The organism is Stenotrophomonas sp. Steno-C18 (assembly GCF_056393195.1).
Genome location: NZ_JBWJOX010000007.1, coordinates 21,129 through 42,835 on the forward strand (window position 1 = coordinate 21,129; position 21,707 = coordinate 42,835).

A 21,707-nucleotide genomic window follows, 5' to 3' on the forward strand; every position below is an offset into this window, starting at 1 on the left:
CCGAACCGGGCATTACCAGGAAGGGCCGCGCATGCGGCCCTTCTGCATGGGTGGCCGGCGGCGCGGCTTACTCGCCCAGGTAGACGCGCGGGGTGCGCTTGAGGCTGCACGGCAAGCGGTAGGCGCTGGTGTTGCAGCGCGGGGCCAGCTCGGAAATGGTCGGCGCATTGCCCCACAGCTGCACGACGCTGCCGTGGCCCGCCTGCGGGTGGTCGGTGAGGTCGATGGTGAGCATGTCCATCGACACGCGGCCGATCAGCTGCCCGGGCACGCCATCGATCAACACCGGCGTGCCATTGGGCGCGAACTGCGGGTAGCCATCGGCATAGCCCATCGCCACCACGCCGACGCGGGTCGGGCGCTGGGCGATGAACCGCGCGCCATAGCCCAGCGGCTCACCGACACCCAGCTCGCGCACCGCGATGACCCGCGACTGCAACGTCATCACCGGGCGCAGCTGCGCCGCGTGCGGGCTGGGCTGCGGGTACAGCGGATCGGCGCCGTACAGCATCAGGCCCGGGCGCACCCAGTCGCTGCGCACGTCCGGCCAGCCCAGCAGCGCCGGCGAATTGCACAGGCTGGTCTCGCCGGCCAGGCCGGCGATGGCGTGCTGGAACACGTCCAACTGCTCGCGGGTGCGGTTGCTGTCCAGTTCGTCGGCGCGCGCCAGGTGGCTCATCATCACCAGCGGTCCCACGGTGGGCAGCGCGCTCAGGCGCGCGTGCGCATCGCGGAACTGATCCGGCGACAACCCCAGCCGGTGCATGCCGCTGTCCAGCTTCAGCCAGATGCGCAGCGTGGCATCGGTGCGGAAGGCTTCCACCGCCTCCAGCTGCCACGACGAGGACACCACCGTCCACAGGTCGTGCTCGACGATCAGCGGCAACTCGGCCGCATCGAAGAAGCCTTCCATCAGCAGAATCGGCCCGCGGATGCCGGCCTGGCGCAGCTCCAGCGCTTCCTCGATGCAGGCCACGCCGAAACCGTCGGCCTCGTCCTGCAGCGCGCGTGCGCAGGTCACCGCACCGTGGCCGTAGGCGTCGGCCTTGATGATCGCCAAGGCCTTGCCGCCCCCCAGCTGGCGGGCCAGCCGGTAGTTGTGGCGCAACGCCTCCAGGTCGATCAGTGCCTGTGCCGGGCGCATCAGTGCTGCCCCTTGCCGTAGCGGAAGATGTCCAGGCCTTCGCTGCTGATCTGCGGCGTCCTGCCGCTCATCAGGTCGGCAAGGTAACGGCCCGAGCCGGCGGCCATGGTCCAGCCCAGCGTGCCGTGGCCGGTGTTGAGGAACAGGTTGCGGTACGGCGTGGCGCCGATCACCGGGGTGCCGTCCGGCGTGGCCGGGCGCAGGCCGGTCCAGAACGTGGCCTTGGACAGGTCGCCACCCTGCGGGTACAGGTCGTTGACCACCTTCTCCAGCGTGGCGCGGCGGCGTGCTTCCAGCGACAAGTCGAAGCCGGCCACCTCGGCCATGCCGCCGACGCGGATGCGGTCCTCGAAGCGGGTGATGGCGATCTTGTAGCTCTCGTCCAGGATGGTCGAGTTCGGTGCCATCGCCGCATCGGTGATGGGCAGGGTCAGCGAATAGCCCTTCAGCGGGTAGACCGGCAGGCGCATCCCCAGCGGCGCCAGCAACTGCGGCGAGTAACTGCCCAGCGCCAGCACGTACTGGTCGGCGGTTTCCAGCGCGCCGTTGACGCGCACACCGGTGATGCGGTCGCCGTCGCCCTGGATCGCGCTGATGTCCTGGTCGAAGCGGAACTCCACGCCCGCATCGGCGGCCAGCGCCGCCAGCTTGCGGGTGAACAGCTGGCAGTCACCGGTCTGGTCCTCGGGCAGGCGCAGTGCGCCGACCAGCAGGTCGGTCTTGCTGGCCAGCGCCGGCTCCACGCGGGCGATGCCCTGGCGGTCCAGCACCTCGTACGGCACGCCGTACTGGCGCAGCACCTCGATGTCCTGGGCGGCGGCGTCGAGCTGCTGCTGGGTGCGGAACAGCTGGGTGGTGCCGAGCTGGCGGCCTTCATAGTCGATGCCGGTGGCCGCGCGCAGTTCGTTGATGCAGTCGCGGCTGTAGTCGGACACCCGCACCATGCGCGCCTTGTTCACCGCGTAGCGGGCCGCGGTGCAGTTGCGCAGCATCTGCCACAGCCAGCGGTACTGGTTCAGGTCGGCGGTCGGGCGGATCGCCAGCGGCGCGTGTTCCTCGAACAGCCACTTGATGGCCTTGAACGGCACGCCCGGGGCGGCCCAGGGCGAGGTGTAGCCAAAGGACAGCTGGCCGGCGTTGGCAAAGCTGGTCTCCAGCGCCGGGCCCGGCTGCCGGTCGACCACGGTGACGTCATAGCCGGCCTGCCGCAGATACCAGGCACTGGTCGTGCCGATCACACCGCTGCCAAGCACCAGAACTCGCATTGCCCTCTCCTGACCCGATCATTTCCTGCCCGGGAGTGGGCAGGCACTGGAAACGGCGCAGTATATTCAGGTCCTTCCAGAACTTTTCCCTGTATTGATTGGCCGATGCAGGGTAATTTCTTGTTTCGTTCATCAAAAGCAGAATCCCGATGGCCACGCGCAGCCGCGAACTGGACAAGATCGACCGCAGGATCCTGCGCATCCTGCAGCAGGAAGGCCGTATTTCCTTCACCGAACTGGGCGAACGGGTGGGGCTGTCGACCACGCCCTGCACCGACCGGGTGCGCCGCCTGGAACGCGAAGGGGTGATCACCGGGTACTACGCCCGGCTCGATCCACAGTTCGTGAAGGCCAGCCTGCTGGTATTCGTGGAGATCAGCCTGGCCTACAAGTCCGGCGACATCTTCGAGGAGTTCCGCCGCGCCGCGCTCAAACTGCCCAACGTGCTGGAGTGCCACCTGGTATCGGGCGACTTCGACTACCTGCTCAAGGCCCGCATCAACGAAATGGCCTCCTACCGCAAGCTGCTGGGCAGCACCCTGCTGACCATGCCGCACGTGCGCGAATCCAAGAGCTACATCGTGATGGAAGAGGTGAAGGAGACCTTGTCGCTGCCGATTGATGAGTGAGTGGCCGACGGCAGAAGTCCCTCTCCCCTACGCCTTCGGCGCAAGGCAGGCGCAGTCAGGCGCGCTGCAGGGAGCCGGGAGCGCCGGACTGTCCACCTGCTCCCTTTCGTGCAGCAAAGGGGAGGGCTGGGGAGAGGCCCTTTCACGCATGGAAAACACACGTCACCTCTGCGGCGTTGCTCCGGCCGGCGGCGGCACGATGCGCTGGCCGACGCCGCTCGGCTCGGTGGTGTGATATCGCCCCGTCCGCGGGTCGAAGACCCGGTTCGGCCCGGCCTGGCGCATGCCTTCGACCCGCTGGCCCTTGCTGTCGTAGATCGGGCGCATCGGCGGTGGCGGGGTCACCGGCTTGACTGGCGGCTTGGTCGGTCGCGGCGGGGGTGGCACCCGCGGTTGCGGGTCCTCGCGCTGCGCGTCGTCGCGGGTAGGCGGCGGCACGCTCGACGGGCGGGTGGCCGTCGGTGAGGTCGGCGGTGGCGAACCCGGAAGGCTCACCGGCCGCGTGGCGGTCGGCGAGGCCGGGGCCTGCAACTGGGCCAGCGCCGTCACCGGCAGGAGCAATGCGACAAGCAATACCGTGGTCGTGCGGAACATCACCCGTCCCTGTCTGTATCCGGCTCGAAGCATGCACCCATTCGACTTGCATGGCGATGAACCGGCCACCACCATGGTTCCCTGCCCCACGGATTCCTCGCCATGACCGCTTTCGACCTGACCCCCCCCAGCGCTGCACAGCGTGATGCCCTCATCGCTGGCCTGAGCGAGGAGGAAAAGCGCGTGCTGCTGCAGCACGGCACCGAGGCGCCGTTCTGCGGCGTGTTCCTGGACAACAAGCGCCAGGGCGTCTACTGCTGCCGGCTGTGCGCGCTGCCGTTGTTCCGCTCCAGCACCAAGTTCGACTCCGGCACCGGCTGGCCCAGCTTCTTCGCCCCGTTCGACCCGGCCCATGTCGGCGAGATCCGCGATACCAGCCACGGCATGGTGCGCACCGAGATCGTCTGCGCCCGCTGCGGCAGCCACCTGGGCCATGTGTTCCCGGACGGCCCGCCGCCGACCTTCGAGCGGCACTGCCTGAACTCGGTGTCGCTGGGCTTCGTCGACCAGGGCCAGCCCTACCCCGACCCGCTGCAGCGCGGTGGCGCCGAGGCCGAACCGGCGCGCTGAGCAATCGCGCCGAGCGATGCCGGGGGCATGGCGGCGCCTGGCCGTCTGCACGCACGCCCTGCTTAGCGGCCAAGCCCGCGCCTACAGAATCCGGCGAGCGTGCCGACAACGGGATATCCCCTTCCCCGTGCCCGCACCATGCTCATCCTCGTTGGCCTGCTCATCGTCATCATCAGCGTGCTCGGCGGCTACGTCGGCGCGCACGGCCGCCTGGGCGCGCTGTGGCAGCCTTACGAGCTGGTCATCATCGGCGGCGCGGCGCTGGGCGCGTTCCTGGTCGGCACGCCGGTCAAGACCGTCAAGCAGACGCTCAAGGCCGTGGTCGGCGTCTTCAAGGGCCCGCAGTACAAGCGCCAGGACTACCTGGACGTGCTCAGCCTGCTGTACGAACTGCTCAACAAGGCCCGCCGCGAAGGCTTCATGGCGCTGGAGGACCACGTCGAGCGACCGCAGGAAAGCCCGGTGTTCGCCAACTATCCCAAGGTGCTGGCCGACCACCACCTGATGGACTTCATCACCGACTGCCTGCGCCTGATGATCGGCTCCAACATCGAGCCGCACGAGCTCGAGCCACTGCTGGAACTGGAGCTGGAAAAACACCACCACGAGGCCATCGAGCCGGCGCACGTTCTCAACAAGGTGGCCGATGGCCTGCCCGGCTTCGGCATCGTCGCCGCGGTGCTGGGCATCGTGATCACCATGGGTTCGATCGGCGGTGACATCAAGGAAGTCGGCGCCCACGTGGCCGGCGCGCTGGTCGGCACCTTCCTCGGCATCCTGCTCGGCTACGGCTTCATCGGCCCGCTGGCGGCGGCGGTGGAAGCACGCGCCGAACAGGACGCGCGCATCTACGAGTCGGTCAAGACCGCACTGCTGGCCTGCCTGCGCGGCTACAACCCGAAGATCGCGCTGGAGTTCGCGCGCAAGACCGTGCCCTCGGCACTGCGCCCGGGCTTCAGCGAGTTCGAGCAGCACCTGAAGTCGGTCAAGTAAGGCAGCCACGATGAGCGATACCAAGCCCACGGTGATCGTGCGCCGGGTCAAGAAGGTCCAGGGCGGCGGCCATCACGGCGGCTCCTGGAAGGTGGCCTATGCCGACTTCGTTACCGCGATGATGGCCTTCTTCCTGGTGATGTGGCTGATGGGCAGCACCAGCAAGCCCGAGCGCGCGGCCATTTCCGAGTACTTCCGCAACCCCAGCCCGTTGAGCGGCACCAGCAGCACGCCGGCCCCGGGCATGGCCGGGCCGGGCGGTGCGAGCACGTCGATGATCAAGCTCGGCGGGGCCACCGACATCTCGCGCGGCAACAGCAACGACCCGTTCCAGAACAAGCAGGAAGCGGTGCCGACGCCGGTGGCTGAACGCGAGCGCGAGCGCCAGCGGCTGGAGGCGCTGAAGCAGGACCTGCAGGAAGCGATCAGCAAGAGCCAGGCGCTGGAGCCGTTCAAGGACCAGCTGCTGCTGGACATCACCCCCGAGGGCCTGCGCATCCAGATCGTGGACCAGCAGAACCGGCCGATGTTCGACCTCGGCAGCGCACGGCTGATGCCCTACACGCGATCGATCCTGCTGGAGTTGTCGCACTTCATCAACCAGGTGCCCAACCGCATCAGCATCACCGGCCACACCGACACCACCGCGTACTCAACGCAGCTGGGTTATGGCAACTGGGAGCTGAGCGCCGACCGTGCCAATGCCGCGCGCCGCATCCTGATCGAAGGTGGCATGGACGAGGCCAAGGTCGCCCGCGTGGTCGGCCTGTCCTCCTCGGTACTGTTCGACAAGGCCAACCCGCAGAACCCGATCAACCGTCGCATCAGCATCGTGGTGATGACCAAGGAAGCCGAGGCCGCCGCCCTGAACGAGACCGAGTCGCTGCCGGTGCCTGCGCCCGGTGCGGCGCCGGTGGCAGTGGTAACGCCGCCTGCGGTGGAGTAAGGAGGCCGGGGGCATCCCGGGCCTGCGGGAGGGCATTCCACGCGGTTCCGGCCGATCCCCGCGCACCCCCGCGTCTGGCCCCTTTTGTGCAACGAAGGCAAGGACGGCGGCGGCCCAAGGGGCCCCCATCAAGGCAGGAACCGGCCCGGGCGCCTACAATGGCCGCTGTTTTCCTTCTCTACCGAGCCCATGTCCAAGCAGTCCAAAGCCAAGCGCGACAAGCGCAAGAAGCAGGCCCCACGCCGCCCGTTCGCCCGCCTGAACGCCCAGCAGCAGATCCAGAACCACGCCGTGCTGGTCAATGAAGAAGGCCAGGTCGTGGCGGCCATTGGCCTGCAGGGCAACGAATGGCTGCTGGCCATCGGCGGCCAGACCATGGGCAATGCCGATAACCCGGTGCCGATGCTGGCCATGCTCAAGCACCTGGCCAACGTGCAGGAGAAGGAAGGCCGCAAGGTCACGCTGGAATACTCCGCGCAGCTGCAGCAGATGATCGACGACCTGGCCGCCGACGAAGGCAAGACCGCCGACGACTACCTGGCCGGCCTGGTCGCCGAATTCGAAGGCGTCGAGGGCGAGGAAGCCACGAACGTGGCCGAAGCCAGCGAAGCGGCCGAGCAGGCCGATACACCGGCGGCCGACGCCGACGAACAGCCCAAGGCCTGAGCCCCGGGCCGATCGTGACGGTCTATATCGACGATGCGGTACATCCCTGGCGTGGCGAACGCTGGGCGCATCTGATGGCCGACACCCTGCCCGAGCTGCATGCGCTGGCGCAGCAGCTCGGGATTCCCCGCCGCGCCTTCCAGAACCTGCCCAGCGGCGTGCACTACGACGTGCCCGCGCCGCTGCGCGAGCAGGCCATCGCCCTGGGCGCGCAGCCGATTTCCCGCCACACCGACCGCACGCGGATGCGCCAGGTGATCGCCAACGCCCGGGCGCTGTACCAGCCGTAGGCGTAACGGGCGCCGGACCCGGCAGGAGCGTCAGAACGGGTCGCTGCCGGGGCGCACTTCCACGCCCAGCAACGAACACAGCGCCATCATCGCCTCGTCGTCGCGGCTGAGCGCGATCCAGCCGGCATAGGCGTCGCCACCGGTATTCCAGTTCCAGATCGAATAGCCGTGCTCACGCAGGCGGTCGTAGGCGATGTTCATCAGCGCCGGGACATCCAGGTCCTCGGCGAAATCCTCGTCGTCCAGGTCGCCGCCCCAGTCGATGCCCAGGTTCCAGCGCGCGGCCAGCTCCTGCAGCGCCGCGACGAAGGAGTCGGTGTCCTTCCAGTCCACGTAGAAGCCGGCGCGCCAGTCGATGGCGTCCTTCAGGTCCCACAGCCAGCTTTCATCGGACGGATCGTCCTCGGCACCGGCACGGGCTTCGCGCCAGGCATCGAACTGCTGCAGCGCCGCGTCCTCGTCACCGGGGTTGATCAGCCACAGCAGGTTCCAGACCCGTGCCGGATGGTCATCCTCGTCGAAGGTGGGTTGCAGTTCGTCGGCGTCTTCGTAATCGGCGCTGTTGTCGGGCATTGCGGTCTTCCACGGCGTGTTTGCCGCGCATTCTGCCGCCACGCGCCCGGCGGCGGAAGCCGTCCGCGCGCCCAGCGGTTATCCTGTGGCACGGAAGATGGCCACGGTGGCCGTCAATGAATCAGTGCCATGAGCGATACCCCTCCCGATCACCTGGCGGTCAACCCGCAAAGCCCGTTCCATGATGCCGCCGCCCTCGAGCGCGGTGTCGGCGTCCGCTTCAACGGCATCGAGCGCGATGACGTGGAGGAGTATTCGGTCAGCGAAGGCTGGATTCGCGTGCAGGCCGGCAAGGCCCGCGACCGTCGCGGCAACCCGATGACGCTGAAGATCAAGGGCGCGGTGGAACCGTACTTCCTTGAGCTGAAGAACGCCTGATACCGGGACCACCGGTTCGGCAGGACACGCAAGGGCCGCCCACGCGGCCCTTCTGCATTCCCCGGCAGGAGCGGCCTATTCGCGTTGGCGGCTTTCCAGCAGGTCGAGGTTGCGGATCAGCTTGCGCGAGATCTCATCGGAGATCTGCCCGCGCCGGGTCAACCGGAACAATTCCTCGCGCTCGGCGTTGAGGCCGGCCGAGCGCAGGTTGCGGTAGGCCTGCTCCATGCGCTTGATCTTGTCGGGGTCTTCGTCCGGGCTGATGCCCTTGTCCAGGTTGCGCTGGTACAGCAGGCTGACCCGCGCCGCCGCGTCGTTGAGCAGCTGCACGTTGCCGGTGGGCTGGCCGTCGGCCAGTTCCTGGCGGGCCCGCTCCACCGCCACCAGCGCGGCCTTGGACGAGGACTTGCGGGCCAGGTCCTCCTCGCGCCGCGAGGTATCGTCTTTGGGCAGCTCCAGCCCGCGCAGCAGGCGCGGCAACAGCAGGCTGGCGGCGATCAACGACACCAGGATCACCGCCGCGGCCAGGAAGATCACCAGGTCGCGGGCCGGGAAGGGCGCGCCGCTGGGGATCATCAATGGCAGCGTCAGCACGCCGGCCAGGGTGATCGCACCGCGCACGCCGGCCACCGACATCGCCAGCACCACGCGCAGCGGCGTGCTGGTGCCCTTCTCGCCGCGCATGCGCGCGCGCAGCAGGTTCCAGCGCAATGACAGCCACACGAAGGCCAGGCGCATCGCGATCAGGATGGCGTTGATCGCCAGCACGTAGACCAGCAGCCACCACGGGCTCTGGTGGCCGGTGACCGACATGGTCTCCACCGCGCGCTCGACGATGCCCGGCAACTGCTCGCCCAGCAGCACGAACATGATGCCGTTGAAGGTGAACTGCACCATGTTCCAGACCGCGCTGCGCTGCACGCGCATGCTGCCGCTGATGCGGCCGGTCAGCTCGACGTAGCTCATGGTGATGCCGGCCGCGACCGCGGCCAGGATGCCGGAGGCGCTGAGCTCTTCGGCCAGCAGGTAGGCGGCGAACGGGATCAGCAGGTTGACCAGCAGGGCGGCACCGGGCTCCTCGCCGAAGCCGCGCCACAGCCAGCGCTGGAAGGTGGACACGCTCCAGGTCACCGCCACGCCGATGGCCAGGCCGGCGAAGGCCACCCACAGGAAGGTCAGCGAGGCCTGCGCCAGCGAGAACGTACCGGTCATCACCGCCGCCACCGCGAAGCGGAAGCAGACCAGGCCCGAGGCATCGTTGAGCAGCGACTCGCCTTCCAGGATGTGCATCAGCCGCTTGGGGATGGGCACGCGCGAGGCGATGGCACTGACCGCCACCGGATCGGTCGGGGAGATGATCGCCGCCAGCGCGAAGGCCACCGCCAGCGGCATGGTCGGGATCATCCAGTGGATCAGCAGGCCGGCACCGACCACGGTGAACACCACCAGGCCGAAGGCCAGCTCCAGGATCGCGCCCTTGTCGCGGAACAGGCCCTGCTTGGGGATGCGCCAGCCATCGAGGAACAGCAGCGGCGGCAGGAACAACAGGAAGAACATCTCCGGGTCGAGCGCATGGCCACGCTTGAACACCCCGGCGATCAACGCCCCCAAGCCGATCTGCACCAACGGCAGCGGCAGGGAAAAGGGAAGGATTCTTACCAGATAGCCGCTGGCGACGACGGCCACCAGCATGGCCAGGACGACTTCGATCGTGTGCATGCCCGTTCCACGGATTCACCACCGCGGCAGCATGCTGCCGGCGCTGGCAGCGACGGTTGATTAACCCTTGGAAAACTATCACAGCCATGTGGAATGCAGCATGGCGTCGACACTGCGCAGGAGCGGCCTTGGCCGCCAAACCGGTGCGGCGTGCAATCACCGATGCCCGCGCGGGTGCCGCGAGGGTGAACTTCGCGCCTGAAGGCGCTCCTATGCGGCCGCGTCGGCCCCATCGAAACGGTAGATGTCCATCGCCAGGAAACCCTGGTCGATGCCGGCATCGATGCGCTGCGCGCCCAGTTGGTCACCGCCGGCGGCACCCATCGCGAAGTACAGCGGCAGCAGGTGCTCATCGGTCGGGTGGGCCTGTGCGGCGAACGGGGCCTGGCGGCGGTAATCGAACAGGGCCGGCAGGTCATCGGCCTCCAGCTTCTGCTCCACCCATCCAATGAACGGCCGCACGTACGGGGCCTCCTTGGCCTCGGAGTAGCTGTGCCAGTCATGCAGGTTGTGGGTGATGCTGCCCGAGCCGATCAGCAGCACGCCCTGCTCGCGCAGCGGTGCCAGCGCGCGGCCCAGCGCGAACTGGTGCTGCGGGCCGAGCATCGGCTGGATCGAGACCTGCAGCACCGGGATGTCAGCCTGCGGGTACAGGTAGCGCAGCGGCACCCAGGCACCGTGGTCCAGGCCGCGCTGCGGGTCGATGCCCGGCTGCAGCCCGGCATCGGCCAGGCGCTGGGCCACCTCCTGCGCCAGTGCCGGCGCACCCGGGGCCGGGTACTGCAGCTGGTACAGCGGCTCGGGGAAGCCGCCGAAGTCATGGATGGTTTCCGGCTGCGGGGCCGCCGAGACCAGCGGCGCCCGGCCCAGCCAGTGCGCCGAGGCCATGACGATGGCGCGCGGTCGCTGCAGGCCCGCCGCCAGTTCGGCCAGGCGCGGTCCCACCTGCCCCGGCTGCAGCGCCGTCATCGGCGAACCGTGGGAGATGAACAACGAAGGCAGGCGATTCATGGCAGGCTCCCGGCGTGGGAAGAACAGAAGTTGGGACGCAGCTTATTGCGCGGCAAAGGGGCAACAAATAGCCTCGACATCAACGTTTTATTGCAGGGATGGAAATAATGGACACCATCGATGCCATGCGGGTCTTCGTCGCGGTCGTGGAGCGCAACGGCTTCAGTGCCGCTGCCGATGCCCTGAACCTGTCCACCGCGGCGGTGACCCGGCAGATCGCCGCGCTGGAAAAGCGCCTGTCCGCGCGCCTGCTCAACCGCACCACCCGGCGGGTCAGCCCGACCAGCACCGGGGCAACCTACTACCAGCGCTGTGTGCAGCTGCTCAACGAATTCGATGAGCTGGAAGCCTCGGTCGGCGCGCAGGCCCTGCAGCCGGCCGGGCGGCTGCGCATCAACGCGCCGGTCAGCTACGGCATCTCGCGCCTGGCGGCACTGCTGCCCGGTTACAGCGCGCGCTACCCGCAGGTGGAACTGGACCTGTCGCTGTCCGACCGCCTGGTGGACATGGTCGAGGAAGGCTTCGACCTGGCCATCCGCATCACCCGCCAGCCCTCACCCTCGCTGATCGCCCGGCGCCTGTCGCAGGCGCGGATCATCCTGTGCGCGGCGCCGTCCTACCTGGCCCGGCGCGGCGAGCCGGCCACGCCGCAGGCCCTGGCCGAGCACGGCTGCCTGGCCTACAGCTATTCGGACACCGGGGACGCCTGGACGCTGCAGGGGCCGCACGGGGACGTCAGCATCCCGGTGGTGCCGCGCATGCGTGCCAACAACGGCGAGGTGCTGCGCGAGGCAGCCATCGCCGGCATGGGCATCATCGCCCAACCGGACTTCATCATCGACGCGGCGCTGGCCAGCGGCCAGCTGGTACCGATCCTGCGCGACTGGACCGTGCCGCCGATCGGCATCCATGCGGTCTACGCCAGCCGCAGCCACCTGGCACCGAAGGTGCGCAGCTTCATCGACTACCTGGTGGAGTGCCTTGGCCCGGCGTGACCCCGGCGCTCAGGCCGCGTCACCCGGCGCGCCGAGCGCGGCGAGCAGGGCCTCCAGCGCCATCGGCCGGCCCAGCAGGTAGCCCTGCACCTGGTCACAACCATGCGCGGCCAACCAGCGGTACTGCCCTTCGGTCTCCACGCCCTCGGCGATCACCGACAGGCCCATGCTGTGGCCCAGTGACAGCAGCGCACGGCAGATGGCGGCATTGCGCGGGTTGGTCTCCACGTCGGAGACGAAACTGCGGTCGATCTTCAGCGCGTCCAGCGGCAGGTGCTGCAGGTAGGACATCGACGAGAAGCCGGTGCCGAAGTCGTCCAGCGAGATGTGGATGCCCTTCTCGTGCAGGCGTTGCATGGTCTGCAGCGCCTGGGTTGGGTTGCGCATCAGGCTGCTCTCGGTCAGTTCCAGCTGCAACGCGCCACGGCGCAGGCCGTACTCCTCCACCGCGTGGGTGAACTCGCCGGCCAGGTCGGTGTTGAAGAACTGCACCGCCGACACGTTGACCGCGACCGACAGCTCGCCCCAGCCGGCATCGGCCAGCTGCCGCTGCGCCCGCGCCGCGGCGCGGGTGACCCAGCGGCCAAGCGCGATGATCAGGCCGGTGTCCTCGCACAGCTGGATGAAGTCGCCGGGCGGGATGTAACTGCCATCGGGCTGCGGCCAGCGCAGCAGCGCCTCCAATGCCACCGGGCTGCCATCGGCGGCATGCCGGATCGGCTGGAAATGCAGCTCGAACTCGTCGCGGTCGATGGCCACGTGGATGCGCCCGGCCAACTGCAGGCGTTCGGTGTAGCGGGTGGCCATGGCCTGGCTGAAGCGCGCCAGCGCCAGCCCGCCTTCACGCGCGGCATGGGCGGCCTGCGCCGCGCGGCCGATGACCTGCTCGGCCAGTTCGCCGTCGCGCGGGCAGCTGGCCACGCCGATGCGGGCCTCGAGCTGGTGGAAGGTGTCGCGGCCTCGCACCGGTTCGGCCACCGCCGCCTGCAGTGCGTCCAGCGCCAGGGGCGCGGCGGCCGGGTCCAGGATGGCCAGGACGAAATCCTCGGCCGGCTGGTGCGCCAGCAGGCCATAGCGTGCGGCCAGCCCCCCCAGCCGCACCGACACCGCACGCAGCGCATCCTCGCCGGCTTCGCGGCCCAGCGTGTCGGTGATCATCTGCAGCCCGCGCAACTGCACGTGGGCGATGGTGTAGCCGCGCGCGCCGCCGTCCAGGCGCTCGCCCAGCGCGCGCACGGTCAACAGGCCGGTACTGGAATGGTGGCTGGCCCGGTACGCCAGCTCGTTCTCGAAGCGCAGCCGCTGGCTGACGTCCTCGGCCAGCACCAGGCAGGCCTTGCGCCCGGCGAAGTCCAGCAGTGCACTGTGCGCGACCACCATGAAGCTGCTGCCGTCCTTGCGCAGATGGGCATGCGCGATCAGCGGCGGCGGCGCACCACTGTTGATGCTGCGGATGGTCTGGCGCAGTTCGTCCCATTCCTCGGGCGGGCGGATGTCCAGGATCGACATCCCCAGGAACTCCTCGCGGCTATAGCCGTATTGGTCGATCGCCGCCTGGTTCACCTCCAGGAAGCGCAGGTTGACCATGTCGAAGATCCAGAACGGCGCGGGGTTGCGGTCGAACACCAGCCGGAACTGTCGCTCGGCCTCCTGCGCGCGGGCCTCCACGTGCACCCGCTCGCTGATGTCCACCACCGCGCCGGCCAGGTGCGCGGCGCCGCCGTTCGGGCCACGGACCTGGTCGCCACGCGCCGACAGCCAGCGGAACGAGCCATCGGCCAACAGCAGCCGGAACGTGGCGTTGACCGCCCCCTGCCCTTCGCCGGCGGCATCGAGCACCTCGCGCAGCACCGCCACGTCCTCGCCATGCACGCGCGCGTACAACGCCTGGAGGGTGGATGAGCGCCCCTCCAGGCCCAGCATCTGCTGGGTCAGCGCCGACCAGTGCAGGGTCCGCCCGTCGCCGCGGATCGACCAGGTGCCGACCTTGCCCACTTCATGCGCCAGCGCCAGTTCGGCGGCGCCGGCCTGCAGTTCCTCGTTCAACTGCTGCTCGTGCGAGGCGCTGCGGCGCAGGCGCCCCATCAGGAAGCCGAAGCCGATCAGGTAGACCAGGTACAGGCCGGTGGCCGCGTACAGGAACACGTACCAGCGCGCCATCACCTCGCGGTAGGACAGCGCGGTATACAGGGTGAGCGGGTAGTCCAGCGGCACGCTCACCGCGGCGATGCGCTTCTGCCCGTCCGACGGGCTGTGGACCACCCCGCGCGGGATCACCGAGGCCGACTGCGGCAGGACGGTCATCGGCGACGGCAGCGTCCGCCCCACCAGGCCGGGGTCACGGCTGTGCGCCAGCAGCTGGCCGTAACGGTTGCCGATGGACGCCACGCCATCGCGGCCCAGGTCCAGGCCGCTGACCACCTGCTGGAAGGTGCCCAGCCGTACCCGCGCCAGCAGCCACTGGCCGTTCTGCATCGGCAGTGCCGTGCGCACCACCCAGTGCCCGCCCGGCAGTTCCTCCAGCGCGCCGATGTAGAGCTCGCCGCTGAGCAGCCGGTTCTGCGCGATCGTCCAGCTGTGCAGGGTGGGATCGCCCTGCCCCTGCGACAACGCCATGCCCTGGTCGTCCACCAGGGTGATCGAGGCCAGGTCGCGGTTGCGCGACAGCACGCCCTGGATGTTGGCCTCCAGCAGCTGCACCGCCTTGTCCGGCACCTGCCGGTAGAACTCGCGGCCGTCGTTGGCGGTACCGCGCAGGGCCCGCTCCAGGGTGACCAGCTGTGCCCGCATCAGGCGCTCGCTGCCCGAGGCCAGTGCCATGCTCTGCCGCTGCGCGCCCTCGATGCGGGTGCTGCGGTCGTTCCACAGCATCATCACCAGCCCGACCGCCAGCAACACCGCCACCGCCGTGCCGGCGATGGCGATCACCCGCAACGGGTGCACGGCGCCCCGGCTCACGGAGACATCCAACGCAGCGGCAGTCGGCACACAGGTATCACGGGCATTCCAGGAAAGTTGGCGACGGGGGAGTCGGCAAGCGAACACCATTGACCGGTGGTCCCCTCGCAGCTGTTGTCTCCCCAGACACGGCATGCATCAAACGCACGACAGCATGCAGCACAACCACGGCGGCGTGAAGACGGGTTCACGATATTAAGCGGGACTTTGATACGGGCGGGTGATGCCAAGGGCCAGAATGGGCACTCCCGGTCACACTCCACCCGCTCTAGACTTGGCGGTTTCACCGACACGGAATCTGCCATGGTCCTGCAACGTTCCCTCCTGATGCTTGCCATCGGCGCTGCGCTCACGCTCAGCGGCTGCAACAAGGATGCCCCCCAGCCCGCGGCCGAAGGCCAGGCACCGTCCGCGTCGGATGCGACGGCGGCGGCCAAGCCGCAGCTGGGCAGCTTCGGCTTCGATGCCGCCGGCATGGACCGTGCTGTCGCCGCCGGCGACAACTTCTTCGACTTCGCCAACGGCGAATGGGTCAAGCGCACCGAGATCCCGGCCGACCGCTCCAACTACGGCAGCTTCAACGTGATCGCCGAGAAGACCCTGGCCGACACCCGCGCGATCATGGAGGAAGCCGGCAAGGCCAGCGACGGCGAAGCCCGCAAGATCGGCGACTACTACGCCGCCTACATGGACGAGGCCGGCATCGAGGCACGCGGCGCCGCGCCGGTGCAGCCGCAGCTGCAGGCCATTGCCGGCATCGCCGACAAGCAGGCCCTGGCCAAGGCCCTAGGCGGCACCCTGCGCGCCGACGTGGACCTGCTCAACGCCACCAATTTCTATACGCCGCACCTGTTTGGCGTATGGGTTTCGGTGGACCTGATGCAGCCGGACCGCAACGCGCCGTACCTGGTGCAGGGCGGCCTGGGCATGCCCGACCGCGACTTCTACCTGCAGGACGGCCGCATGGCCGAGCTGCGCAAGGCCTATGAAGGCTACGTGGCCCAGCTGCTGACGCTGTCCGGCGACACCGATGCCGCCGCCAAGGCCGCGCGCATCGTCGCCCTGGAAACCCGGATCGCCCGCGCCCACGCCACCCAGGAGGAAACCAACGACGTGCAGAAGGGCGCCAACGCCTGGAAGCAGGCCGACCTGGCCGCCAAGGCACCGGGCATGGACTGGGCGGCGTTCCTCGACGCGGCCGGCCTGTCGGCGCAGCAGGATTTCATCGTGTGGCAGCCCAAGGCCGTGGCCGGGCTGTCCCAGCTGGTGGCCAGCGAGCCGCTGGACACCTGGAAGGACTACCTGGCCTTCCACGCGCTGGACGAAGCCGCACCGTACCTGCCCAAGGCCTTCGCCGACGCCCACTTCGCCTTCCACGGCACCGCCATGAGCGGCACGCCGCAGCAGAGCGAGCGCTGGAAGCGCGCCGTGGGCCAGACCAACGATGCCATCGGCGAAGCGGTCGGCAAGATCTACGTCGAGCGCCACTTCGACCCGGCCACCAAGGCCCGTGCCGACGAGATGGCCAGGAACATCATCGCCGCCTTCGCCAAGCGCATCGATGCGCTGGAATGGATGTCGCCGGAAACCAAGGCCCACGCCAAGGCCAAGGTCGCCGGGCTGAAGGTGGACATGGGCTACCCGAGCAAGTGGCGCGACTACAGCGCGCTGGAAGTCAAGCGTGACGACGCGCTGGGCAACGCGCAGCGCGCCTCGCTGTTCGAGTACCGGCGCAACCTCGCCAAGCTCGGCCAGCCAGTGGACCACAACGAATGGGCGATGCTGCCGCAGACCATCAACGCGATGAACGTGCCGCTGGAAAACCGCCTGGTGTTCCCGGCGGCGATCCTGCAGGCGCCGTTCTTCGACGGTGCGGCCGATGACGCGATCAACTACGGCGCGATCGGCGCGGTGATCGGCCATGAGATCAGCCACGGCTTCGACAACGCCGGCGCCCTGTTCGACGAGACCGGCAAGCTGCACAACTGGTGGACGGCCGAGGACCTGAAGCAGTTCAACGCCGCCGGCGATGCGCTGGCCGCCCAGTTCAACAGCTACGAGCCGTTCCCCGGCGTGCACGTCAACGGCCGCCTGACCCTGGGCGAGAACATCGCCGACGTGGCCGGCCTGGCCACCGCCTACGACGCCTACCGGCTGTCGCTGCAGGGCAAGCAGGAACAAACGCTGGAAGGCTTCACCCCGGACCAGCGCTTCTTCCTGGGCTTTGCCCAGGCCTGGCGCAGCAAGGCCCGCGAGCAGGCACTGCGCAACTCGCTGCTGACCAACGTGCATGCGCCGGGCCAGTTCCGTGCGCTGACCGTGCGCAACCTGGATGCGTGGTACCCGGCGTTCGAGGTCAAGGACGGCCAGAAGCTGTACCTGGCGCCGGAGAAGCGGGTCAAGGTCTGGTAACTGCCGGCTGGGTTTGAATGCGGTACGAAGCACGGGCGCCTGAGGCGCCCGTGCTTCGTTTACCCCTCCCCAGCCCTCCCCTTTGGCGCAGCCAAGGGGAGGGTTGGGGAGGGGTCGCTTCTGCTTCTGCCCCTATGCCGGCCAGCGCATCAGGATCGCCGGGTCCTCCCCCACCCGCCGGCAGGCGCGCGTGGAGATGCCATCATCCAGGGCGATCCGGAATAGCGGCGCGACGCTGCGCAGCACGCGTGCGGCCACCACCGACTGCAGCTGCTGGCCGCGGCTGCGGCCCAGCAGGCGCGTCGCCCACTCCGGCAACAGCGCCGCGCCGGCGGCCAGGAACATGTCGCGTGACACCCCCGGCAGCGGCACCGGCAAGCGCACCGCACTGAGTACGTCCAGCACTTCGCGCGAGCGCTCGTCCATCCGCAGCTGCGGTTGCCGCGCGGCGAAGTACGCCTGCACCTGCGCCTCGCTGGCCGGCACATCACGTGCGCCCAGGGCCTCGGCCACGCGCCGGTATTCGTCGTAGTAGCGGTCGGCGATGGCCTGCGGTACGTCACGGCAGTACCGGCGGCAGCCTTCCAGGAAGCCATAGGCCTCGGTCACGTGCACCCAGGTCAGCAGCTCGGGATCCTCGGCGGTGTACGCGCTGCCCTCGGGCAACGTGCCGACCACCTGGGCATGGATCTTTCGTACCCGCGCGATGAGCGCGTCCACCTCCGCCGCCGGTGCGTAACTGGTGCCGGCCACGAAACTGGTGGTGCGCCGCAACCGGCCGACCAGGTCCTGGCGGAAGTTGGAGTGGTCATAGACACCGGCCAGCGCACGCGGGTGCAGCAACTGCAGCATCAAGGCGCACAGCCCGCCGGCCAGCATGCCCGGGAACTCGGAATGAATACGCCAGGTGACGCTGCCCGGGCCGAACCAGCCCGGGTCACCGGCTGGCACGTCGTAGTCCACGCCGTTCTGGTTGCGGGGGAAGGCATCAAGCACCCAGCGGCGGATCTGGGCGGTGGCAGCGGTGGAGACACGTCGGGACAAGGGCAGCATGGCCGCTATCGTAGCCGGGCAGCCGCGCAACTGGCGTGTCCGGCGCCGGTGACAGCCGCGTGGCAAGGCCCCCTGCCCGCCCGCGGACGTGCCATGTGCGGGCGCAGCACGCCGACCGGATTTCAACTTCCGGCTCCATTACTTGCATCGTGGTGCGCTGCAAAAATCCGCCCCGCAGGCGGATCACCGCCGGTGGCCGGACGCGGAATCTTCGCGTTTTCCCCATTGCCAAGCGTGGTGAAAGTGCTAGAACTGGCCTTGCCTCACCGTTCCACGCTGCATCCGTCGCTCGTTCCAGATAGTTACTGCAAGGAGCTCACCATGATCGCGTTGTTCAAAGGTTTGGGGTTGTTGCTGCAAGACAACGAGCTGTACAACAGCCCGTTCGAGAAACAGGTTGCACACTGGAAAGGGTTGAGCGACCAGCAGATCCGTGAGGAAGTGTCCTTGCTTGCCAAGGCCAAGTGCCAATGGCTGATGGCCTCGATCGTGATCTGGCAGGCGTCCTCGCTGCTGATCCTTGGGCTGATCACCAACTATCTGTGGCGTGACGATTTCCATATCACCTTCACCCGCATCGTGATCGTGCTGGGTTCGTGGGTGTCGATCCTGTTCGTGATCTGGTTCATGGCCAACATGTTCGACCACACCGCCGGCTTCGAGCGCTGGATGAAGGCCTTCAACAGCCGCGCCCGGATCAGCTCCGACGCCGACAGCGTCGACGACGTGGCCGAGGCACTGGACATGGCCAGGCATTATCCGGAGGTGCTGGACTACAAGCAGGCCGTCACCGCCAGCCGCGAACTGCGCCACGAGGACATCCGCATCATGCGCGAGCTGGGCCGCATGCGGCAGCACTCGCAACTGGTCGGCGAACTCAACCACATCGGCGACGACGGGCTGCGCCTGCAACCGGCGTTCTAGCCCGCCCCTGCCCGCGTCCTCCCGCCGGGACGACGCAACCTGCATCCCCATCGCCGCGCCCGTCGCGGCGATGTCACTTGTGGATCGTCACCTGCTGCGCGAAGCCATCCGGCAGCCCGGTCATCTCGCGGGTGTAGCCCACCACCACGGCGAAATCCATCAACGCCTCGCGGTTGCACACCTGGGCGCGTTGCCCGTCGGCGCACTGTTCGCGGTAGAGCTGGTAGAAGCAGCGACCGCTTTCACTCTGCAGGCACTGGAAGCGGGCCACGTCCTGCCGCACCGTGGTGCGGCTGAGCAGGCTGTGCTCGCCGCTGATGCGGGTGACCGAGGTCTGCCCCGGCGGCTCGCTGAAACCCAGCATCGACAACAGGCTGCCCAACAGCATGGTCAGGTAATGCATGGCGATTCTCCTGGCAGCGGCGTTACATGCCGCGGAACAGACTCATGAAGGGTTGGCTGACCACCAGCGTCTCGCTGCGGTGCTTCAGGCGCAGCACGCCGCGGCCGGTATCCTCTCGGCTCACCGATGCCACCGCCTGCATGTTGACGATGGTGGAGCGATGCACCTGACGGAAGCGGTTGGGGTCCAGCGCCTCGGCCAGCTCGCGCAGCGAACTGCGCAGCAGCAGTTCCTCATCGGCGGTCACCACCGAGGTGTATTTGCTGTCGGCGCGGAAATACAGCACGTCCTCCAGCATCACCAGGCGGGTCTCGCGGCCGTTGCTGGCGGTGATCCAGGCCAGCGGCGGCGCCGCCTGTGGCGTGCTCGGTTGCTGCGCCAGCTGCCTGAGCAGGCGTTCCAGCAGGGTGGGATCCGGCAGCCCGGCCTGGCGTCGCGCCAGCACGCGCTGGCGGGTGGCCAGCAGGCGCTCGTCGGTGACCGGCTTTAGCAGGTAGTCCACCGCGCCCTGCTCGAACGCGGCGATGGCGTACTGGTCGTAGGCGGTGACGAACACCACCTGGGTCTGCGGGCTCACTGTCTGCAACGCGCGGGCGACGTCGATGCCGGTGACGCCGGGCATGCGGATGTCCAGGAAGGCCAGATCCGGTTGCTGGCTCTCCAGCGCTTCCAGGGCAGCCGCGCCGTCCTCGCACTCGGCCACCAGGTTCAACTCCGGCCACAGCCGCTGCAGTTGCCCGACCAGCGCCTGGCGCAGCAGCGGCTCGTCCTCGGCGATCAGGGCATCAAGACGCATGTGGCACCTCCGGCAGCGGCGGCAGTACCGGTGCGCCGGCCGGCGATGCGACGCCGGGCACGATCGACAGGGTGGGCGGCGCCGGGGCCTTGCCCGTGTACGGCAGGCTGATGGTCGCGGCCACGCCGCTGGGGAAGTTGGACACCATCGCCAGCGCAGCCTGCTCGCCGCAGGTCAGGCGCAGCCGCTCGCGCAGGTTCTTCAGCCCGATGCCGGTGCCGGCGGTGTGGGCGCTGATGCCCTGCCCGTCGTCGGCCACGGTGATGGTCAACTGGCCGTCGAGCGCACGCGCCAGGATCCAGACCGTGCCGCCGCCGGACTTGGGCTCCAAGCCGTGCTTGATCGCGTTCTCGACCAGGGTCTGCAGCGACATCGACGGCAGGCTGACCTCGTGCAGCGCCTCGGGCACGTCGATCTGCAGGGCCAGCCGGGCGCCCATGCGGATGCGCAGGATCTCCAGGTAAGCCTGCACGCGTTCCAGCTCCTGGCCCAGCGTGGACACCGACTGGTCGATGCCCGGCAGCGAGCTGCGCAGGTACTGGATCAGGTGGCCGAGCATCTGCTCGGCACGCTCGGGATCGGCCCGGGTCAGCACCTGTGCGTTGGCCAGCGTGTTGTAGAGGAAGTGCGGCTCGACCTGGGCATGCAGCAGATTGAGGCGGGCGACGGTGAGCTCCTTCTCGGCCTCGGTGCGCGCGGCGTGCTCCCGCTCCTCGCGGCGCAGCTCGGCGACCTTGCCACTGAGCGCATGGGTCACGGCATCGGCGTTTTCGTAGTTGCTGCCTTCATCGAGCAGCAGCAGGTCCACCCAGGCCCCGGCATCGGGTTCGAACAGCAGGGTGACGCTGCTGGTGTCCGCGCCAGGGGTGACGCGGGCGGTGATCTGGTTGCGCTTGATCGCCAGCCGCGCCAGCGGGTTCCAGCGCGATGGCGGACGGTCGCCATAGGGGTCGGCGCGGCGCTGGGTGGCGCGCACCTGCAAGGTGCCGACCGAGCGTTCCATGTGCTCGATGCGCGGCATCTGGCCGATCACCTGCTCCAGCAGGGCGAAGGCGGTGGCCGCGTCCATCGGCAGCTCGACCTGGCGACGGTGGCGGTTGGCCAGGGTCTGCGCGTCCAGGCGGTCGGCGACCAGCGCGACGCGCCGCACATGGCCGACGATCGAGGTCAGCGCGAACACCATCAGCGCCATCGCGGCCAGGCCGAAGATCCAGCCCGGCGCTTCGTCCATCCCGCTGAACAGCCCGCTCCACAGGAAGCCGGCGGCGATGAGCGTCAACGCCCATGCCAACAGGATGCGGAAACCCAGGAAGAGGCTGGCGAACATGATCGGACCTGATGGCAGGGAACTGGCGTCGAGCATAAATGCCGCCCGCGCCGGCACAAGG

Annotated in this window: 21 protein-coding genes; 10 read left to right on the plus strand and 11 right to left on the minus strand. The window is 68.6% G+C overall.

From position 1 onward, the window contains the following. Window positions 1-67 precede the first annotated feature (67 nt). Together alr and AC06FE_RS14615 are read right to left on the minus strand one after the other, a co-directional pair. Window positions 68-1,144, minus strand: a complete 1,077-nt coding sequence (alr, locus tag AC06FE_RS14610; RefSeq protein ID WP_478073450.1) for an alanine racemase — start codon at window positions 1,142-1,144, stop codon at window positions 68-70. Then, window positions 1,144-2,409: a D-amino acid dehydrogenase gene (locus AC06FE_RS14615; protein ID WP_132865800.1), complete on the minus strand. Its 1,266-nt coding sequence runs from the start codon at window positions 2,407-2,409 to the stop codon at window positions 1,144-1,146. The genes alr and AC06FE_RS14615 overlap by 1 nt, the downstream gene beginning before the upstream one ends. A 149-nt stretch (window positions 2,410-2,558) precedes the next feature. Here AC06FE_RS14615 and AC06FE_RS14620 point away from each other — a divergent pair, with 149 nt between their 5' ends. Further along, on the plus strand, window positions 2,559-3,038 hold the full coding sequence (locus tag AC06FE_RS14620; RefSeq protein WP_132865801.1) for a winged helix-turn-helix transcriptional regulator: 480 nt from the start codon (window positions 2,559-2,561) through the stop codon (window positions 3,036-3,038). Window positions 3,039-3,200: 162 nt separating this feature from the next. On the opposite strand, the gene AC06FE_RS14625 is transcribed toward AC06FE_RS14620, so the two are convergent. Then, window positions 3,201-3,632: a classical arabinogalactan protein 4 gene (locus AC06FE_RS14625; protein WP_478073451.1), complete on the minus strand. Its 432-nt coding sequence runs from the start codon at window positions 3,630-3,632 to the stop codon at window positions 3,201-3,203. Between the two features lie 102 nt (window positions 3,633-3,734). On the opposite strand from AC06FE_RS14625, the gene msrB reads away from it, so the two are divergent. The 5 genes from msrB to AC06FE_RS14650 all read left to right on the plus strand — a co-directional run bounded on the left by msrB (window position 3,735) and on the right by AC06FE_RS14650 (window position 7,097). Beyond that, window positions 3,735-4,202 carry a peptide-methionine (R)-S-oxide reductase MsrB gene (msrB, locus tag AC06FE_RS14630; RefSeq protein WP_446539882.1) on the plus strand — a complete coding sequence of 156 codons (468 nt, stop codon included), beginning with the start codon at window positions 3,735-3,737 and terminating at the stop codon, window positions 4,200-4,202. Between the two features lie 138 nt (window positions 4,203-4,340). Continuing rightward, a complete protein-coding gene (gene motA / locus AC06FE_RS14635) occupies window positions 4,341-5,195 on the plus strand; it encodes a flagellar motor stator protein MotA (protein ID WP_132865804.1) in 855 nt (284 codons plus the stop codon). A 10-nt stretch (window positions 5,196-5,205) separates the two neighbouring features. Beyond that, the gene (motB, locus tag AC06FE_RS14640) at window positions 5,206-6,141 is read left to right on the plus strand and encodes a flagellar motor protein MotB (protein WP_132865805.1); all 936 of its coding nucleotides are present in this window, start codon (window positions 5,206-5,208) and stop codon (window positions 6,139-6,141) included. A 189-nt stretch (window positions 6,142-6,330) separates the two neighbouring features. Further along, entirely contained in the window at window positions 6,331-6,807 is a 477-nt protein-coding gene (locus AC06FE_RS14645) for a hypothetical protein (protein WP_478073452.1), read from the plus strand. Window positions 6,808-6,821: 14 nt separating this feature from the next. Beyond that, the gene (locus AC06FE_RS14650; protein ID WP_323439034.1) at window positions 6,822-7,097 is read left to right on the plus strand and encodes a DUF4031 domain-containing protein; all 276 of its coding nucleotides are present in this window, start codon (window positions 6,822-6,824) and stop codon (window positions 7,095-7,097) included. Between the two features lie 30 nt (window positions 7,098-7,127). Here AC06FE_RS14650 and AC06FE_RS14655 read toward each other — a convergent pair whose 3' ends face one another. Beyond that, on the minus strand, window positions 7,128-7,670 hold the full coding sequence (locus tag AC06FE_RS14655) for a DUF6630 family protein (RefSeq protein ID WP_478073453.1): 543 nt from the start codon (window positions 7,668-7,670) through the stop codon (window positions 7,128-7,130). Between the two features lie 129 nt (window positions 7,671-7,799). On the opposite strand from AC06FE_RS14655, the gene AC06FE_RS14660 reads away from it, so the two are divergent. Beyond that, window positions 7,800-8,048 (plus strand): DUF3297 family protein, encoded by a 249-nt coding sequence (locus AC06FE_RS14660; RefSeq protein WP_132865809.1) that lies wholly within the window; start codon window positions 7,800-7,802, stop codon window positions 8,046-8,048. 75 nt (window positions 8,049-8,123) lie between these two features. Here AC06FE_RS14660 and AC06FE_RS14665 read toward each other — a convergent pair whose 3' ends face one another. Next, on the minus strand, window positions 8,124-9,767 hold the full coding sequence (locus AC06FE_RS14665) for a Na+/H+ antiporter (protein ID WP_478073454.1): 1,644 nt from the start codon (window positions 9,765-9,767) through the stop codon (window positions 8,124-8,126). A gap of 210 nt (window positions 9,768-9,977) precedes the next feature. After that, complete coding sequence (locus AC06FE_RS14670; protein WP_478073455.1) at window positions 9,978-10,778, minus strand: dioxygenase family protein; 801 nt, start codon at window positions 10,776-10,778, stop codon at window positions 9,978-9,980. A gap of 107 nt (window positions 10,779-10,885) precedes the next feature. Here AC06FE_RS14670 and AC06FE_RS14675 point away from each other — a divergent pair, with 107 nt between their 5' ends. Next, window positions 10,886-11,773, plus strand: coding sequence for a LysR family transcriptional regulator (locus AC06FE_RS14675; RefSeq protein ID WP_478073456.1), 888 nt, complete (start codon window positions 10,886-10,888; stop codon window positions 11,771-11,773). 9 nt (window positions 11,774-11,782) lie between these two features. Here AC06FE_RS14675 and AC06FE_RS14680 read toward each other — a convergent pair whose 3' ends face one another. Next, a complete protein-coding gene (locus tag AC06FE_RS14680; protein ID WP_478073457.1) occupies window positions 11,783-14,731 on the minus strand; it encodes a bifunctional diguanylate cyclase/phosphodiesterase in 2,949 nt (982 codons plus the stop codon). Window positions 14,732-15,034: 303 nt separating this feature from the next. Between AC06FE_RS14680 and AC06FE_RS14685 the strand changes: the two genes are divergently transcribed. Further along, complete coding sequence (locus AC06FE_RS14685) at window positions 15,035-17,143, plus strand: M13 family metallopeptidase (protein WP_478073458.1); 2,109 nt, start codon at window positions 15,035-15,037, stop codon at window positions 17,141-17,143. A 132-nt stretch (window positions 17,144-17,275) separates the two neighbouring features. Here AC06FE_RS14685 and AC06FE_RS14690 read toward each other — a convergent pair whose 3' ends face one another. Further along, window positions 17,276-18,196, minus strand: a complete 921-nt coding sequence (locus AC06FE_RS14690; RefSeq protein WP_478073459.1) for an oxygenase MpaB family protein — start codon at window positions 18,194-18,196, stop codon at window positions 17,276-17,278. Between the two features lie 321 nt (window positions 18,197-18,517). On the opposite strand from AC06FE_RS14690, the gene AC06FE_RS14695 reads away from it, so the two are divergent. Then, the gene (locus AC06FE_RS14695) at window positions 18,518-19,120 is read left to right on the plus strand and encodes a hypothetical protein (protein WP_132865816.1); all 603 of its coding nucleotides are present in this window, start codon (window positions 18,518-18,520) and stop codon (window positions 19,118-19,120) included. A 73-nt stretch (window positions 19,121-19,193) separates the two neighbouring features. Here AC06FE_RS14695 and AC06FE_RS14700 read toward each other — a convergent pair whose 3' ends face one another. Genes AC06FE_RS14700 through AC06FE_RS14710 form a run of 3 tightly spaced genes read right to left on the minus strand, consistent with a single transcriptional unit; the run spans window position 19,194 to window position 21,646 of the window. After that, window positions 19,194-19,523: a hypothetical protein gene (locus tag AC06FE_RS14700; protein WP_225591819.1), complete on the minus strand. Its 330-nt coding sequence runs from the start codon at window positions 19,521-19,523 to the stop codon at window positions 19,194-19,196. Between the two features lie 22 nt (window positions 19,524-19,545). Beyond that, window positions 19,546-20,319, minus strand: a complete 774-nt coding sequence (locus AC06FE_RS14705) for a LytR/AlgR family response regulator transcription factor (protein WP_132865817.1) — start codon at window positions 20,317-20,319, stop codon at window positions 19,546-19,548. Then, on the minus strand, window positions 20,309-21,646 hold the full coding sequence (locus AC06FE_RS14710) for a histidine kinase (protein WP_132865818.1): 1,338 nt from the start codon (window positions 21,644-21,646) through the stop codon (window positions 20,309-20,311). The genes AC06FE_RS14705 and AC06FE_RS14710 overlap by 11 nt, the downstream gene beginning before the upstream one ends. Between the last annotated feature and the right edge of the window lie 61 nt (window positions 21,647-21,707).

Excerpts from the sequence above, each read along its gene's own strand:
- alr (WP_478073450.1), bottom strand. The coding sequence starts at position 1,144 with ATGCGCCCGGCACAGGCACTGATCGACCTGGAGGCGTTGCGCCACAAC.
- AC06FE_RS14615 (WP_132865800.1), bottom strand. The coding sequence starts at position 2,409 with ATGCGAGTTCTGGTGCTTGGCAGCGGTGTGATCGGCACGACCAGTGCC.
- AC06FE_RS14620 (WP_132865801.1), top strand. The coding sequence starts at position 2,559 with ATGGCCACGCGCAGCCGCGAACTGGACAAGATCGACCGCAGGATCCTG.
- AC06FE_RS14625 (WP_478073451.1), bottom strand. The coding sequence starts at position 3,632 with ATGTTCCGCACGACCACGGTATTGCTTGTCGCATTGCTCCTGCCGGTG.
- msrB (WP_446539882.1), top strand. The coding sequence starts at position 3,735 with ATGACCGCTTTCGACCTGACCCCCCCCAGCGCTGCACAGCGTGATGCC.
- motA (WP_132865804.1), top strand. The coding sequence starts at position 4,341 with ATGCTCATCCTCGTTGGCCTGCTCATCGTCATCATCAGCGTGCTCGGC.
- motB (WP_132865805.1), top strand. The coding sequence starts at position 5,206 with ATGAGCGATACCAAGCCCACGGTGATCGTGCGCCGGGTCAAGAAGGTC.
- AC06FE_RS14645 (WP_478073452.1), top strand. The coding sequence starts at position 6,331 with ATGTCCAAGCAGTCCAAAGCCAAGCGCGACAAGCGCAAGAAGCAGGCC.
- AC06FE_RS14655 (WP_478073453.1), bottom strand. The coding sequence starts at position 7,670 with ATGCCCGACAACAGCGCCGATTACGAAGACGCCGACGAACTGCAACCC.
- AC06FE_RS14660 (WP_132865809.1), top strand. The coding sequence starts at position 7,800 with ATGAGCGATACCCCTCCCGATCACCTGGCGGTCAACCCGCAAAGCCCG.
- AC06FE_RS14665 (WP_478073454.1), bottom strand. The coding sequence starts at position 9,767 with ATGCACACGATCGAAGTCGTCCTGGCCATGCTGGTGGCCGTCGTCGCC.
- AC06FE_RS14670 (WP_478073455.1), bottom strand. The coding sequence starts at position 10,778 with ATGAATCGCCTGCCTTCGTTGTTCATCTCCCACGGTTCGCCGATGACG.
- AC06FE_RS14675 (WP_478073456.1), top strand. The coding sequence starts at position 10,886 with ATGGACACCATCGATGCCATGCGGGTCTTCGTCGCGGTCGTGGAGCGC.
- AC06FE_RS14685 (WP_478073458.1), top strand. The coding sequence starts at position 15,035 with ATGGTCCTGCAACGTTCCCTCCTGATGCTTGCCATCGGCGCTGCGCTC.
- AC06FE_RS14690 (WP_478073459.1), bottom strand. The coding sequence starts at position 18,196 with ATGCTGCCCTTGTCCCGACGTGTCTCCACCGCTGCCACCGCCCAGATC.
- AC06FE_RS14695 (WP_132865816.1), top strand. The coding sequence starts at position 18,518 with ATGATCGCGTTGTTCAAAGGTTTGGGGTTGTTGCTGCAAGACAACGAG.
- AC06FE_RS14700 (WP_225591819.1), bottom strand. The coding sequence starts at position 19,523 with ATGCATTACCTGACCATGCTGTTGGGCAGCCTGTTGTCGATGCTGGGT.
- AC06FE_RS14705 (WP_132865817.1), bottom strand. The coding sequence starts at position 20,319 with ATGCGTCTTGATGCCCTGATCGCCGAGGACGAGCCGCTGCTGCGCCAG.
- AC06FE_RS14710 (WP_132865818.1), bottom strand. The coding sequence starts at position 21,646 with ATGTTCGCCAGCCTCTTCCTGGGTTTCCGCATCCTGTTGGCATGGGCG.